At 73.7% G+C, this 15,661-nt stretch carries 12 protein-coding genes; 4 read left to right on the forward strand and 8 right to left on the reverse strand.

Features of this window, described 5'->3' with window-relative positions; genetic code table 11:
* Positions 1-19: 19 nt before the first annotated feature.
* From VGN18_RS00740 to VGN18_RS00770, 7 genes are all read right to left on the reverse strand, one after another.
* The gene (locus VGN18_RS00740) at positions 20-484 is read right to left on the reverse strand and encodes a Fur family transcriptional regulator (protein WP_327537701.1); all 465 of its coding nucleotides are present in this window, start codon (positions 482-484) and stop codon (positions 20-22) included.
* Between the two features lie 348 nt (positions 485-832).
* Complete coding sequence (locus VGN18_RS00745) at positions 833-2,095, reverse strand: TetR/AcrR family transcriptional regulator (protein WP_327537702.1); 1,263 nt, start codon at positions 2,093-2,095, stop codon at positions 833-835.
* A 58-nt stretch (positions 2,096-2,153) separates the two neighbouring features.
* Entirely contained in the window at positions 2,154-3,047 is an 894-nt protein-coding gene (locus VGN18_RS00750; protein WP_327537703.1) for a hypothetical protein, read from the reverse strand.
* Between the two features lie 158 nt (positions 3,048-3,205).
* Complete coding sequence (locus VGN18_RS00755; protein ID WP_327537704.1) at positions 3,206-5,488, reverse strand: ABC transporter permease; 2,283 nt, start codon at positions 5,486-5,488, stop codon at positions 3,206-3,208.
* Positions 5,485-6,177 (reverse strand): ABC transporter ATP-binding protein, encoded by a 693-nt coding sequence (locus VGN18_RS00760; protein WP_327537705.1) that lies wholly within the window; start codon positions 6,175-6,177, stop codon positions 5,485-5,487. The genes VGN18_RS00755 and VGN18_RS00760 overlap by 4 nt, the downstream gene beginning before the upstream one ends.
* Complete coding sequence (locus VGN18_RS00765) at positions 6,174-6,698, reverse strand: PadR family transcriptional regulator (RefSeq protein WP_327537706.1); 525 nt, start codon at positions 6,696-6,698, stop codon at positions 6,174-6,176. The genes VGN18_RS00760 and VGN18_RS00765 overlap by 4 nt, the downstream gene beginning before the upstream one ends.
* Before the next feature lie 49 nt (positions 6,699-6,747).
* Positions 6,748-7,371 carry a hypothetical protein gene (locus VGN18_RS00770; protein WP_327537707.1) on the reverse strand — a complete coding sequence of 208 codons (624 nt, stop codon included), beginning with the start codon at positions 7,369-7,371 and terminating at the stop codon, positions 6,748-6,750.
* A 147-nt stretch (positions 7,372-7,518) separates the two neighbouring features.
* On the opposite strand from VGN18_RS00770, the gene VGN18_RS00775 reads away from it, so the two are divergent.
* The 4 genes from VGN18_RS00775 to VGN18_RS00790 all read left to right on the forward strand — a co-directional run bounded on the left by VGN18_RS00775 (position 7,519) and on the right by VGN18_RS00790 (position 14,162).
* A complete protein-coding gene (locus tag VGN18_RS00775; RefSeq protein ID WP_327537708.1) occupies positions 7,519-10,239 on the forward strand; it encodes a LuxR family transcriptional regulator in 2,721 nt (906 codons plus the stop codon).
* 87 nt (positions 10,240-10,326) lie between these two features.
* Positions 10,327-11,784 carry an MFS transporter gene (locus VGN18_RS00780; protein WP_327537709.1) on the forward strand — a complete coding sequence of 486 codons (1,458 nt, stop codon included), beginning with the start codon at positions 10,327-10,329 and terminating at the stop codon, positions 11,782-11,784.
* 90 nt (positions 11,785-11,874) lie between these two features.
* A complete protein-coding gene (locus tag VGN18_RS00785; RefSeq protein WP_327537710.1) occupies positions 11,875-13,233 on the forward strand; it encodes an alpha/beta hydrolase in 1,359 nt (452 codons plus the stop codon).
* Positions 13,230-14,162, forward strand: coding sequence for an NAD(P)/FAD-dependent oxidoreductase (locus tag VGN18_RS00790; RefSeq protein WP_327537711.1), 933 nt, complete (start codon positions 13,230-13,232; stop codon positions 14,160-14,162). Before VGN18_RS00785 ends, VGN18_RS00790 begins: the two co-directional genes overlap by 4 nt.
* Here the strand turns inward: VGN18_RS00790 and VGN18_RS00795 are convergent.
* Entirely contained in the window at positions 14,146-15,255 is a 1,110-nt protein-coding gene (locus tag VGN18_RS00795) for a TIGR03118 family protein (RefSeq protein ID WP_327537712.1), read from the reverse strand. The genes VGN18_RS00790 and VGN18_RS00795 overlap by 17 nt on opposite strands.
* Positions 15,256-15,661: the final 406 nt, after the last annotated feature.

Genomic DNA, 15,661 nt, shown 5'->3' on the forward strand with positions numbered 1-15,661 from the left:
ATTCCTTCCGATTGGTGACTCAGGTACTCGACGTTGCGATGGCAGCGGCGGACGAACAGGCGGGGCACAGGCCCCAGTAGGTGACCTCGGCCTCGTCGATCACGAAGCCGAGCCCGTCGGCCGCGGTGAGGCACGGCGTCTCGCCCACGGCGCAGTCCACGTCGGCGATCACGCCGCAGGAGCGGCACACGAGGTGATGGTGGTTGTCGCCGACCCGCGACTCGTAGCGCGCGACCGAGCCGGCCGGCTCGATGCGGCGGACGAGCCCGGCCGCGGTCAGCACCCGCAGCACGTCGTAGACCGCCTGGTGCGACACGTCGCCGAGATCGGCGCGCACCGCGCCGATGAGCTGATCGGTGTCGGCGTGGGGGTTGTCGGACACCGCGGTCAGGACGGAGACGCGCGGGCGGGTCACCCGCAGGTTGGCCCCGCGCAGCAGATCCTCGGCGTCCGAGGCGGCGGATGCTGCGGAGCGAGCGGGCACGGCCCGAGTCTTCCGCCTTTTTCTTGAATGAGTCAAGACTTGGCGCGGCGCGTCGCGCGCCCCATCGGGTTCCGAGGGCCCTGGCGGTGCGTTGTCCCCCCGTTCATCGCACCGCCAGCGCCATCGACCAACCCGCACGCCCCCCGACATGCAGCCGGTGCCCTCTCCCTCCCGAGGAGAGCACCGAAGCCGATCCCCACCGGCCTGGTGGGATGAGATAAACATCGATCACACGCAAACGCGACGAGCCGACCCCGGTTGTGCGAGCAAATGGAGAGACTCGGAGTTGATGTTCGGCCGATCCGGCCCGGATCAGTGGGATTGCGCTGGAAACGGCTGAGCGTTCGATCAGACCGTCGGTTCGGTCGTCAGGGGGCAGACCGCGGTCAGCACCCAGGCGACGGCGCTCTCCGGCCGCTCGGCCGGTCCGCCGATCACCCGGCTGATGAGCACGGTCAGCATCAGCTCGGCGAGATCGTCGGCGGCGAGATCGCGACGGATCCGATCGGCGTCCTGGGCCTGCGCCACGGCGAGCCCGACGCGGCGACGCACCTCGTCGCCCCCGGTGGGCACGGGAGCGTGACAGACCAGATCGTTGAGGTAGAAGGGCGCGTGATCGAGGTGCGTGCCGGTGAAGCGCGCCAGGTCGACCAGCAGTCGGCGCAGCCCCTCCCCCGGTGACAGCGGGTCGTCCGCCCGGGAGGCGAGCAGGTCGCCGGCCTGCTTGCTCCACAGCGCCGACGCCAGGCTCGCTTTCGTCGCGAACTTCTCGTAGACCGTCGACTCGCTGACATCCGCGCCGCGGGCGATCGCGGCGATGGACGTGTTCTCGTACCCGTGGGACGCGAACAGCGACGCGGCGCTGGCGAGCACGCGGGCCCGGCTGACCGCCCGGCGCCCCCGGACAGGGACCCCGGTGCGGGCGTCGCGCAGCGGGTAGTAGTTCATCTCGGTCAGCCGGTCGTCGACCGTGTGCCGGTCGCCGATCAGCCGCAGCAGCACCAGGTTCAGCGCGGTCGCCGCCCGCTTGAAGTGCCCGGCGTCGAGGCGTTCCGGGTCGATCCGGTGCCGCAGCACGGTGCCGTAGAACAGCGCCGTGTGCAGGGCGCTCAGGGTGACGACGTCGAACGGCGGTCGGGCCTCGCGCCCCCACGACTTGATCACCTCGCCGTACACGACTGAGATGCGGTCCTCGACGGCGATCACGTATCGCCGGTACGCCGTGGCGGCCTGGGGTCCGCCCAGTACGGCCAGCGCAGTGCGCAGGGCCGACTCGCCGGACTGCACCTGCCGGAGGAACTCGCCCTCGTGGAACTCGTACTCGGTGTCCACCGGCAGCTGTGAGCTGCGCAGCTCGTCGAGCCGCTCGGCGGCCGATCCCAGCGGACTGGCCGGGATCGAGTAGAGGTGCTCGAGGAGGGCCTCGGCGAACTCGGCGACCGAGCCGAAGTGGTGGAAGAACGCGGCCGGGCTCACCTCGGCCCGCCGGGCGATCTCGCGGGTGCCGATCGCTGTGACCAGGTCCGCGGTCGTCAGCGATTCGAGCGCTTGGACGGCAGCGTCGAGCAACCGGTCGCGCGTCGGACGCGGACCACCACCATCCCCACCCACGCTGGTCACGCTACGGCGCCCGGCGCCACGCGCCTGATCGACCCGCGGGGAAGGCCGGTCACGCCGTCCAACTGCGGGTCGAGGTGGTGGGATCGCTCGGAGCCCGGTAGGACCCGAGCGGCGTCCGCCCCGGGGCGCGGGGCGACGGCGGGGCCGGTGCCGGGACGGGCGATGCGGTCGGCAGCACCGCCCGCTGCAGCATCCGGCCGAAGTAACCGACGCCGAGCAGGGCGGCACCGCTGAGGAGCAGCGTCACCATCACCCCGGCGATCGTGGAGCCGGCGGCCCGGATCGCGACGGCCGCCAGCGCCGGCCACGGTCCGTGCAGGTGATCGAGCAGCCGGGGCAGCCCGACCCAGATGCCCACCTGGACGAGGGACGCACCGATGCACCACCAGCCGAGCCGGCGCAGCACCCGATCCCGCCGGGCCGCGACGAGCAGCGCGACGGCCGCCGACGTGATCGCGATCAGCAGGCCGTCCAGCACGGCGGTGGCGAGTCGGTGGCGGAAGCGGAACAGGCGGGTGCCGACCGACGTCGGGACGAGTTCGGCGGCCGGTGCGCCGCTCGACGTGCGCGGCAGGTACCGGGCGATCGCCGCCGCCGCGGCCGGGTCGTAGCGCCCGACCGAGGTGAGGACCGCCGTCACGGCCGCCTCCGGATTGCCGCGCTCGGCCACGGCCAGCGCCTTCGGCAGGCGGGGATCGGCGACCACCCGGTTCGCGAGCGTGGCCGCCTGGGCGGCGGTGAGCTTCGGGTCGTAGCGGGTGACCTGCGCCGCGAGCACCTGCGCCGCGACCTTCCGTCCGGCGTCGCTGCTGAGCAACGCGCCCAGCACCCGGGCCGGCCGTCCGGGGTCGATCGTCACCGTCGTCAGCACGAACACCAGCAGGGTCAAGGACCCGACGACGGTCGCGACGCGAGTCAGCAGTCCACTCGTCAGCGCGCGCATCGGTGTCGCCTGCCCCTTCGCCCGGTCGGCGGTCCGGAGATCGACCGCCGTCCCCGGCTCAATCGGCAGGCCGCGGTGCCGCTGAAGCCCCGGCCTACACCTCGACCCCGCGCGGCGTGGCCGCGGCCGACCTCGACGCCGCGCACCGCGAACTGCGCCTACTCCAGCCGCGCGGCCTCCGGCCCGGTCATGCGCCGCAGCAGCGGGAAGGTCGAGGCGATGACGACCAGTGAGGCGAGCAACCCGGCCGCCGTGATCACGTAGTACTCGGGCCCGAGCGGGCGGAGCGTCTCGTGCAACTGCGCCCGCAGGAACAGGTGCGCCGCGAGCAGGCCGGTCGCCCCGGAGACGACGGCGGACAGGAGCAGCGGCACCGCGGCCTCCAGGCCGACCACCCGCCGCAGCACGCCGAGCGGCGCTCCGGCCAGGCGCAGCAGGCTGAACGGACGCTTGCGCTCGGCCAAGCCGCCGGCCACGCTCACCGCGAGGCTGCACCCGGCGATCGGCAGGCTGGTGAGGATGATGACGTCGGCGAGCCGCTTGTAGCTGTTGAGCTTGCGGGCGCCGTCGGCCCGCATCTCGCTCAGCGTCTCGGCCGCGAACGTCTCCGGGTAGGCGCTGTCCAGCAGGGTGCGGACCCGCTCGACGGCGGCGGTCGAACCGTCCGTCCCCACGGCGATGGTGTCGACAGGCAGGCGCTGCACCTGGGCGTCCGAGAGCGCCGCCGCCGGCCACACGGTGGCGGACATCGTGCTCGCTCGGCCGGCCACCGCGCCGCCGTAATCGGGGAAGATCGTCACGGATCGGGCGCCGACCGGGCAGCGTCCCATGGCCGGGATCGGGGCCAGCTGCGCGCACGAGACGTAGAAGATCGTGGGCGGACTGGAACCCGGCGGGACCTGGGCCTGCCGGTCCTCCAGATAGTGGATCGGGGCGACCCCGGTGACCCCGGTTTCGGCCCCCAGCGTCGCGAGGGTCGCGGCGTCGCCGGCGGTGAGCACGGGACCGGGATCCGGGTACGGTCGGATCTGGTCGATGAGCGTGCCGGTGCTACCGGCCGTCGCCCCGGCGCCCCCGCCGTCGTAGGCGACGATCGTGGTGATGACACCGAGCGCGCAGGTTCCGACGAAGACGGCGAGCACGAGTCCGCTGACCGCCCGGAAGCAGGCCTGCGGATTGTCGGCCAGCCGCCGCCCGGCGATCAACGACGCCGGCCGCGTCGCCCGCCCGGCGAGCGCCCGCGAGCCCATCCGGGTGAACCACGGCCCGGCGACGACGAGCCCGATCATCGTCAGCAGGATCCCGGACAGGAACGCGGCGACCTCGGTGTTGACGTCCGCGTGGGTCGCGGCTCCGATGTCGTGGACGTAGGCGAAGTAGCCGAGTTCGCCGAGGCCGACCAGCAGCGGCACGACCCGCCAGGCGCGCGGCGGACGAGGGGTGACGCGACGCGTCACGCCGAGGGGCGAGACGGTCACCCGGCGCAGCGCGATCCGGGCGGCCACGGCCGCCGCGATCGGGATGCCGAGGGCGACGAGCAGCACGTCGGGTCCGGTGGGCAGCAGGTCGCCGGTGAAGAAGCGGGCCCCGGTGAACGGGATGCCGGCGAGCGCCGGCCGGAGGAGGAAGAACAGGCCGAATCCGGCGGCGACCCCGACGAGGGTGGCCACGCTCGATTCGACCGAGGACAGGATCGAGATCTGGCGCGGGGTGGCCCCGACGAGACGCATCGCGGCGAAGCGTTGCTCGCGCCGGGCCGCCGAGAGCCGGGTCGCGCTGCCGATGAAGATCAGCACCGGGAACAGCAGCCCGGCGACGACCACGGACAGGATCAGGGTCAGGCCGCGGGAGTTGATGCCGATGCCGAGGGCACAACCGCCGGAACAGTCGCCCGGCCTCGTCGTGCTGATGTGCTCGACCCGCCGTGCCCCGCGGTCGTGGGACAGGTCGGCGACCGTGCGGCCCACGACGATGACCAGCGAGTCCGGGGCCGGCAGTGCCGCGGCGCCGATTGTGCCGACCTGCGTTCCCGGGTACCGATCGCCCAGTTCGGCGGCGGGGGTCCGGCGCAGCAGGTCCGCCAGGGCGGGGCTGGCGTAGTACTGGCCCGGCCCGGGCAGGCGGTCGAGCCCGGGCGGCACCGGCGAGCGGGCACCGGTGGCGGCGACGTCGACGCGTCCGATCTCCGCGCCTCGGAAGTAGTCCGCTCGCAGCCGCCACCACACCGGGTCGGTCGTGGCCCGGACGGAGGTGTGCGTCGGGGTGGCGAAGCCGGTCTCCAGCCACGCATAGCGGGCGTTCTGACGGTTCACCGCGTTGAGGCCGGCGAGGGTGGTCAGCAGCAGGACCGTGCCGACCGCGACCGCGACGGCGATCATGACCAGGCGAGCGGCCGCCTCCCTCCCGCCGCCGAGGGTGAGGCGCAGGCCGAGCCGGATCATGGGGCGAGGGCGGCGGACAGCGCGGTCGCCTTGCCGTCGCGGACGATGATCTCGCGGTCGGCGTAGGCGGCCACCCGCGGCTCGTGGGTGACCAGCACGACCGTCGTCCCCTCCTCGCGGGCCGCCCCCGACAGCAGGTCCATGACCTGCTCGCCGGTCAGCGAGTCCAGCGATCCGGTGGGCTCGTCGGCGAAGAGCACGGCCGGCCGCGCGACCAGGCCGCGGGCCAGCGCCACGCGCTGGGCCTGGCCGCCGGACAGCTCCCCCGAGCGACGTCGCTCCAGGCCGTCGAGGTCGAGCCGGTCGAACCAGGTGCGGGCTGCGGTCAGCGCCTCGGCCCGGCGCGTGCCCCGGAGCAGGAGCGGCAGCGCGACGTTCTCCTCCGCGGTCAGCTCGGGCACGAGTTGGCCGAACTGGAACACGAATCCGAAGCGATCGCGACGCAGCGCGCTGCGCTCCTGCTCGGGCAGCCGGTCGACGCGCCGGCCGTCGAAGGTGATCTCGCCGGAATCGGGCACGAGGATGCCGGCGAGGCAGTGCAGCAGGGTCGACTTGCCCGAACCGCTCGGTCCCATCACGGCCACGATCTCTCCGGCGGTGACGGCGATACTCGCCCCGCGCAGCGCGGGTGTCGCACCGAAGGACAGGCAGAGGTCCTCGGCCACGACGAGCGCCCGGCCGCCGGTCATCGCTTCACCAGACCGGCCAGGGCATCGAGCCGGGCGGCCGTCAGATCGATCCACCGCAGATCGGCCTCCAGGTGGAAGAGCCCGTGGTCGGCGAGCAGGGCGTCGACCGCGTTGCCGGTGCGACGCACCTCGGTGAGTTCCCGCATGCGCTGCAGGTGCGCCGCCCGCTGGCGGTCGAGGTACGTCTCGGCCGACCGGTCGAGCATCAGCGACAGCACGACCTTGGCGAACAACACGGTCTGCAGGTGCGGCTCCGGCTCGACGGGTTCACCCAGCCACGTCTGCACCTCGGTGGCGCCCTGCTCGGTGATCACGTACCGCTTGCGATCCGGCCCGGCGCCGGCCTCGGCCTCGCCCATGACGACCTTGCCGTCGCGGGCCAGCCTTCCCAGCGTCGAGTAGACCTGGCCGAACGGCAGCGGCTTCCCGCGCCCGAAGAACGCGTCGTAGTCGCGCTTGAGGTCGTAGCCGTGGCTGGGCTCGCGTTCCAGCAGTCCGAGCAAGGTGAGCGGCACCGTCATACCCGAGTGTGTACACCGCGTATCTACTCGCGGTCAACAGCTTTCCGGGTCAGACCATTTCGGGGATGTGCAGGTGGGCCACGACGAGTTCGAACTCGGCGACCCCGAGCAGGTGCGCGTCCATCTGGCGGGCGGCCTCGTCGCGGACCGCGTTCGCGCCCTCCCGGCTGTACTCCAGCGAGCTGCGGTCGTCGTAGCCGACCGTCGTGACCGCGCGCAAGTCGGCCCGGTTGAGCATCAGGCTCGCGCTGCAGAAGCCGGGCAGGTCCTCGATCTTGGCCAGCGTCCCGGTCTTGAACATCTCGACGACACCGTCGAGGTCGGCGGCCTCGAGCCCGAGCCAGGTGGTCCGCATCCAGGTGCCCTCCCGCGTGTGGTGGGCCCGGTGCATGACCGCGACCTCCCACTCCTCGACCTCGGTCGTCGCGGCGCCGAAGACGCGTGCGGCGTCGTCGCGGATCGTGGCGGCACGCTCGCCGCTGCTGCGCATCGCGGGCTCCGAACGCCAGGCGGACGTCACGATGCCGCGTCCCGATTCGCGTTCCATCATCATCGACAGCCCGAGGTAGCCCTCGAGGTGCGACAGGGCCGGCATCACCGTGTCCCGGACGTGCGCCACACCGGCGTCGATCATCGCGGGCCGTGCGTTCAACGAGGTCGAACGAGCGAACATCGCCCACCTCCTGCGGACCAGGGCGGCGCCCCTGGTGGGCTCCACCAGACGGTCCTACGGTTCTCCCGTCACGGCCCGGTGGCAAGTCCCGCGTCGGCACGACGTCGTCGGCCGGCTGCCGCGCCGAGTGCGCTCTAGGCTGCCGGCATGCTGCACGGTCGCGAGCGGGAACGGGCCCGGATCGGCGCCCTGCTCGACGCCGCCTGGGCCTTGACCGGGGGCAGTCTCGTGCTGCGCGGTGAGCCCGGGGTGGGCAAGTCGAGCCTGCTGCAGGACAGCGTCAGCCGCGCCGAGGGCGCGCAGATCCTCTCGACCCAGGGCATCGAGTCGGAGTCGCCGCTGGCCTTCGCCGCCCTGCACCGGTTGCTCCGGCCGGCGATGGCCCACGCGGAGCGACTGCCCGTCGCGCAGGCGCGGGCGCTGCGGCGGGCCTTCGGCGAGACGGCCGAGCCCGTCGGCGACCGCTTCGTCATCTTCGTGGCCGTGCTGTCGCTGCTGTCCGAACTGGCCGAGCAGTCCCCCGTCCTGTGCGTGATCGACGACGCCCACTGGCTGGACGACGCATCGGCGGCCGCGCTGGCCTTCGTGGCCCGGCGGCTCGGCCCGGAGCGGATCGCGCTGCTGTTCGCCGCGCGGGAGGGCGACGTGCGTCGCTTCGACGGGATCGGCATCCCGGAGCTCGTCATCGGCGGTCTGGACGCCGCTGCGGCCGGCGACCTGCTCGACGAGTACGCCTCGACGCCCGTGCCGCCTGACGTCCGCGACGCGCTGGTGCGCCAGACCGACGGCAACGCCCTCGCGCTGGTCGAGCTGCCGAAGGCACTGTCCGCCACTCAGCTGAGCGGCCGGGCGCCGCTGCCGACCCCGCTCCCGCTCACCGCCGACGTCCAACGGGTGTTCCTCGAGCGGTGCCGGCACCTCAGCACCGGCGCCCAGACGCTGCTGCTGGTCGCGGCCACCGACGACTCCACGCAGTCGGCCACCGTCCGCGCGGCCGCGGCGCGGCTCGACGTCGGAGCGGATGCGCTCGACGAGGCCGAGCGCTCCGGCCTCCTGACGGTCTCCGGCGTGACCGTCGAGCTGCGGCACCCGCTCGTGCGATCGGCGATCTACCAGGGCGCGACGAGTTCAGCCCGCTCCCGAGCCCATGCCGCCCTCGCCGAGGTGATGGTGAGCGACGACGACGTCGACCGGCGGGTCTGGCACCGCGCCCGGGCGGTGGACCACCCGGACGAGGCCGTGGCGGCCGACCTCGACGCCGCGGCCGATCGGGCGGCCCGCCGGGGCGGTTACGAGGCGGCGAGCGCGGCCGCGGAGCGAGCCGCCGAGCTCACGGCCGACGATACCGAACGGGCTCGCCGGCTGCTCGTCGCGGCCACGAACGCGTGGTTGGGCGGCCAGATGGCGCGGGCATCCCTTCTGGCCGACGACGCCCGCCGGCGCACGGCGGACCCTCTGCTCCACGCCGAGATCGACCGGCTGCGAGGGCGGGTCGAGCTCAACGTCGGCTCGGTCGCGGCCGCGATCCGGATCTGGACGAACGCCGCCCGTGCGGTCGCGCCGACCGATGCCCGCAAGGCGCGCGAGATCGCGATGCAGGCCACCGCCGCGTCGACGTTCGTCCGCCCGCTGGAACGGACCGACCTCGACCCCGGCGAGGTGCGTGGCGCGGCCGAGGCCGACGACCGGGAGCGCTGCATCACCGGCCTGCTCGTCGGTCTGCACGCGCTGCTGACCGGCGACCTGCATCGGGCCGTCGTCCCCCTGTCGGCCGCGCTGGCGGCCGGGCACGATCTCAGCGAGACCGACCTGCTCACCAACATGGGCATCGCCGCGTTCCACCTCGGTGACGACGACGCCTTCCGGCGCAGCTTCACTCGACTGCTCGCGCGATCGCGCGACGACGACGCCGTCGCGCTTGTGCTGTTCGCCCTGCCGCGTCTCGCTCTCGCCGACCTGGCCGGCGGCCACTGGGTCAGCGCGGGCGACAACGCCACCGAGGCGCTCGGCCTGGCGAGCAGTCTCGGCCAGGCCTCGCTCACCGCGATGCCCCTCGCGCAGCTGGCCCTGATCGCCGCCCAGCGCGGCGACCCCGCCTACGACGAGCTGATCCTGCAGGTCGACGACGTGATGAGCGGCCCGAGCACCGCGGGGATCCTGGGCGTGCTGGTCGAGGACGTCCGGCAGTGGGCCCGGGCCTGCCACGCGACGCTGGCCGAGCGACCCGGCGACGCCCTGCACCACCTCGAACGCATGCAGCAGCCGTCGCTCGTCCGGCTCGCGGCCTTCGACCGGCTCGAGGTCGCGGTGCGGGCCGACCGACCCGCCCGGGCCGCGACCTGGTTGGCCGAGTTCGCCCGCTTCGCCGACGAGGTCGACTCGCCCCGCGCCCGAGTGGTTGTCGCGTTCGGTCGCGCGCTGCTCGCGGACGCCGTGGCGGCGGAGCCTCATTTCGTCGCGGCCCTGGAGCACCAGGCGGGCGCGGGCCCGCCCTTCGAGGCCGCCCGCATCGAGCTGGCCTACGGGGCGTTCCTGCGCCGCGCCCGGCGCCGGGTCGACGCGCGCGAACACCTGCGAGCCGCGCTGAGCACCTTCGAGGACGTCCGGGCCGGTCCGTGGGCCGAGCGGGCGCGGCGCGAGCTGCGGGCGTCCGGCGAATCGGCCCGCCGACGCGACGAGTCGACGGCCACCGACCTGACGGCGCAGGAGCGCCAGGTGGCGCGCCTCGTCGCCGACGGGCTGTCCAACCGCGATGTCGCCGCCCGACTCTTCCTGAGCCCGCGCACGATCGACTTCCACCTGCGCAACGTCTTCACCAAGACCGGGGTCAGCTCGCGCGGCGAACTCGGCCAACTCGACCTGGGCTGATCCCGACCCGGCGATTTCACCGGCGCGACGGCCGGGGGCCGGGCGCCAGGGTCGGTGGTACCAAGACCGCCGTCCCAGGGAGTCGTCATGACCAGCACCGGAAGTCACGCCACCACAGCCCAACCTCCCGAGACCGAAACCGCCCGCCGGCCGTGGACGGTCCTCGCCCTCGCGCTCGCGGCGCAGGTGCTCGTCGTCCTCGACATCTCGGTCGTCAACACCGCCCTGCCGACGATCGGGCGCGCGCTCGACCTGCCGGGCAGCGGTCTGCAGTGGTTGATCACGGCATACCTGCTGACCTCCGGCGGCGGCCTGCTGCTCGGCGGCCGCATCGCCGACGTGTTCGCCCGCAAGCAGGTGTTCCTCACCGGCGTCGCCATCTTCACGACCGCGTCGATGACCAGTGGGCTCGCGGCGAACGCCGGCACGCTGATCGGCTCCCGCGCCGGGCAGGGGCTCGGCGCCGCGCTGATGACGCCGGCCGCACTGTCACTGATCATGACTGGTTACGCCGGAGCCCAGCGGGCCAGGGGCCTGGCCCTCTGGGGCGCGGTCGGCAGCATGGGCATCGCCGCCGGCGTGCTGCTCGGCGGCGCGCTGACGACGTGGTTCGGCTGGCGGGCGATCTTCTGGATCAACGTGCCGGTCGGCATCGCGGTGCTCGTCATCGGCACCATCGTCCTGCCTGCGACGCGGGTCGAACGCACCGCGGCGGCGCAGCTCGACGTACCGGGCGGCGTCACCGTCGTCGCCGGGCTCGGCGCGCTCGTCTACGGCATCGAATCCATCACCTCCCACGGCGTCACCTCGCCGATCACCGTGGGCGCGTTCGCCGTCGCCGTCGCCCTGCTCACCGCGTTCTCGCGCATCGAGCGCCGTTCCATCTCCCCGCTCGTGCCACCGCACGCCTGGCGCATCCGCTCGCTGGTCGCCGGTACCGCCACGATCGCCGGCGTCACCGCCGTCCTCGTCGGCGCCATCTTCCTGATCTCGATCTTCTGCCAGACCGTGCTCGGCTACTCGGCGCTGCGCACCGGCGTCGCGCTCGTCCCGCTCGCCCTGGCCCTGACGGGCGGCACCCACGTCGCGCGGCACCTGCTCGCGAAGACGTCGGCGCGCCACGTTGCCTCCGGTGGCCTGGTCGTCGCCGCGATCGGTGCCGTCCTGCTCGCCCAGGGGACGACGCATCCCGGCTACCTCGCCGGCGTGCTGCCGGGCCTGGTCGTCCTGGGCATCGGCTCGGGCCTGGTATTCGTGGCGGTCTTCATCTCCGCGTCGGCCGGCATCCCGGCCCAGCACGCGGGCACCGCCTCCGGGCTGGTGATGACCGGCCACGAGATCGGGGCCGCCCTCGGCGTCGCGATCCTCGCCGCCGTGGCGGCCGGAGCCGGACCGCTGTCCACCGTCGCCGGCGCGACCGCCGGTGCCGGGCGCGGGTTTGCCGCCGCCGCCGCGCTCGCCGTGGTGGTCGCGGCCATCGCCGCCATGACCATGCCGAAGAGCGCCGGCGCGGGCGCCGCGGCGGGTCACATGCACATGCACTGACCGCCGCAACCCGGCGACTTCGCCGGTGCGACCACCCGGCCGCGCGCACAGGCTCGGTCCACCCGTCCACCACCGATCGAGGAGAACGTCATGACCACCCAGACCCTCACTCCGCACGAACCGACCACCACCCGATCCGGGCCCCTCGCACGCGTCGTCGCCGCCTCGATGACGCTCGGCCTCGCCGGAGCCGCGACGCTCGCCCTGGTCGTCCTGCCCGGCGCGAGCGAGCACGTCGTGCTGGCCGCGATGCTGCTCTCGTTCGCCGCCGGCTGGGCCGCGCTGGCCGGGATGTCGACCCGCTGGACCGGCCGGCCCCAGGGCTGGGCGCGGGTACCGGCCGCCGCGATGGCCGCGACCGGAGCGGCCCTGCTCGCCTTCTCCCCCGGCGACCAGGCGATGGCCGATCTCGGCTGGGTCTGGCCCCCGGCGCTGCTCGCCCTGGCCGTCTGGACGTTCCGCGCGGCCCGCCGCACCCTGCACACCCGCGCCCGCGCGTGGCTCGTCCAGCCGGTGTGCGTGGCCCTGGCCCTGGCCGCGGTCGGGGGCGCGACCGAGACCGTCCTCGGGACGAGCGACCACCGTCTCGACGCGCCGACCGGTCAGACCTACGACGTCGCCGGGCACCGGATGTACCTGCACTGCACGGGTAGCGGCCGCCCCACCGTCCTGCTGTCCAGCGGGTTGGGTGAGCGCACCCCCAGCTGGGCGTGGATCACGGGCACCGTCGCGGCCACGACCCGGGTCTGCGCCTACGACCGCGCCGGCCAGGGCTGGAGCGAAGCGGCGTCGAGCCCGCAGGACGGCGCCGCGGTGGCCGCCGATCTGCACGCGACCCTTGCGAAGGCGCACGTCGACGGCCCGTACGTGCTGGCCGGTCATTCGATCGGCGGCATCTACGACCTGATCTTCGCCGCCCGCTACCCGACCGAAGTCGCCGGCCTGGTGCTGCTCGACTCGGCCACGCCCGAACAGTTCACAGCGCTGCCGAGATACCCGGGCTTCTACTCCATGTACCGCCGGGCGACGGGCATCCTGCCCGTGCTGGCCCGAGTCGGAATCGGCCGGCTCGCCGCGACCGTGCAGTTCGACGGTCTGCCGGCCGGTGCCCGCGACCAGGAACGCGCCTTCGCCTCCCGGGCGCACGACTTCAACGCCCAGCGCGACGAGTTCGCCGAGCTGCCCACCGCGTTCGCCCAGGCCAAGGCGCTGACCTCCCTCGGCACGACGCCGCTCGTCGTGGTCACGGCCGATCAGGGTCAGGATCCCGGCTGGTCCCAGGCCCAGGACAGGCTCGCGACGCTGTCGACCAACAGCGCCCACCGCATCGTCCACGGCGCGACTCACGAGGCGCTGCTGCTCGACCGCCGATTCGCCGCCGCCTCGTGCCGCGCCATCACCGACACCGTGTTCGCGGCGCGCACGCACGCCCGGGTGGCGGCGTCATGAGCGAGTTCGACGTCGTCGTGATCGGCGGCGGGGCCGCCGGACTGTCCGCCGCCCTCGTCCTGTCCCGCGCCCGCCGCAGCGTGCTCGTCGTCGACGGCGGCGCCCCGCGCAACGCGCCGGCCGCGCACATGCACGGCTTCCTGTCCCGCGACGGGCTGCCGCCGGCCGACCTGCTCGCGATCGGGCGGGCCGAGGTGACCGGCTACGGCGCGACGGTCGTCGACGGCGTCGTCACCGGCGTCGCGCCGTCAGGCTCGGCGGGGTTCGGCGTCACGATCTCGACCGGCGACCGGGTCGTCGCGCGGCGGCTGCTCATCGCCACCGGTCTGCGCGACGAGCTGCCCGACATCCCGGGCCTGCGCGAGCGATGGGGACGCGACGTCCTGCATTGCCCCTACTGCCACGGCTACGAGGTGCGCGACCGACGCCTCGCCGTCATCGGTCGCTCGCCCGATGCGGTGCGCTACGCGCAGATCGTGCGCCAGTGGAGTGACGACGTCGTCCTCGTCGCCCCGACCGGCATCGTCAGCGACACGTACCGGACCCAGCTGGCGGCCCGGGGCATCGCGGTGCGCGAGGGGGACGTCACGAGCTTGCGGATCGACGCCGGCCGCTTGACTGCCGTGGCGATCGACGGGGCTCGTGACGTCCGCTGCGATGCCGTGTTCGTGCCGCCCCGCCCGGTGCCGAACAACGCGCTCCTGCTCGCCCTCGGCTGTGCCCTCGACGCGGACGGTTGGGTCGTCGTCGGCCCCGACGGCCACGCCGGAGTGCCGGGCGTGTGGGTCGCCGGCAACCTCGCGAACCCCCGCGCCCAGGTGATCACCGCCGCGGGCGAAGGATCAGCCGCCGCCATCGCGATCAACGCCGACCTGGTCGACGATGACGTGCGGCTGTCGCGTTCCCCCTCTCTCAGCCGAGGCTCGTGATCTTCCCGAGCAGGCCGTGCGATTCGCCGCCCGGTCCGGCGGAGAAGACCAGTTCGGTCGTCCTGGCGGCGTTGCCGTTGCCGAACCGCAGGGCCCACAGCCCGTCGATGACGATCGCGTGGCCGTCGGCCCGGCGCAACTCACCGAGATGGCGGCCGCTGGTGGCGCTGTAGACGTTGATGCGGCCGTCGCCGAAGTTGCCGACGAGCAGCCGTCCGCCGAGCCGGCCGAAACCGTCGGGCGCGAGCGCGAGTCCCCACGGTGAGTTCAGCGCGCCGCGGGTGACGAGCCGGCGCACGAGGGCGCCGTCGTTGGTGAACACGTCGACGAAGCCGTGACCGCGCCCGGCCACGTCGTCGTGCAGCGTGGCGTCCTGCTTGGCGTAACTGACGTACAGCTGGCCGGCGAGCTCCTGAACGTTGAACGGGGCGTACCCGGCCGGCAGCCGCGGGTCCACGAACAGCCCGCCGGGCAGCTCGACCGGGGTGAAGGTGCCGTCATAGGCCTCGACCCGTCCGGACCGGAAGTTCGCGGCGTAGAGGTAGGTGTTGCCGTCGGACGCCTGCGCCATCGCGAGGCCCTTGTAGACCGCGTTGGCACCGTTGCGCACCGCCACCTCGGTGACCGTCGACGGACCGGGAGCGGTCGCGCCGACGGCGGGGTTCCAGCCGTCGATCCCGCCGTTCTCCGAGGCGAACAGGAAGGTCGCGCGCCCCGAGTGCCCTGCCGCGTCGTGCACGACGAACGCCGCCGGATCCGGGTCGGTGTCGAACACCTGACCGGTCGGCGCGCCGGAGGTCACGTTGACCACGAGGCCCGCCTTGTTCACGGTGGTGGGCGTGGCGCCGGTGTACAGCGTCGTCCGGTCGGTCCCGTTGTCCGAAACCCACAGCGGCGACCCCGGATTGCGGTCGGTGCCCGGGGAGGCGGACAGCCCCCACGCGTTCACCAGGTCCGGGTCGGTGCGGGCTGCGGCGCCGGGCACGTCGGAGACGAGGTTGATCTGCCGGAACCGGGAACCGTGCTCGTCGCCGGACGCTCCGGCTGAAGTGATGGGCGCGCCCAGCAGGGCCACGGCGCCGGCCGTGGCCATGGCGGCGGCCTGCCACCGCCTCCTCGCGGTGTTCGGCGTGGGTCGTTTGGGGAGGGACGTCGATCGAGTCATGGACTCTCTCCGATCCGGGGCGCGCGAGGCCAGCCCGTCTGGCGCTCGGACAACGCACCACTGGTAACCGACGGAACTGGGCGGCGAACGGTTCACCCGGCCGGCACCGCGGCGCTCTACTTCCGGTTCTCCGCGACCCGAGGTGGTCACTGACCGTCGGCGGAGCAGTGGCGGTCCGCGCCGGGCGTCAGGGGGTCCAGGCCCCCATCGTCGACGCGTGCGTGACGAGGAACGAGTGCGGCGGGACGAGATCGAGACCGTCGGGGTTGTTCAGGTAGCCCGGCCGGCTGCCGGGCGCCCTGGTCGGCTATCCACACCGCGGCGTCGCGGTCAC

It is taken from the genome of Jatrophihabitans sp., assembly GCF_036000465.1.
Taxonomy (GTDB): Bacteria; Actinomycetota; Actinomycetes; order Mycobacteriales; family Jatrophihabitantaceae; genus Jatrophihabitans.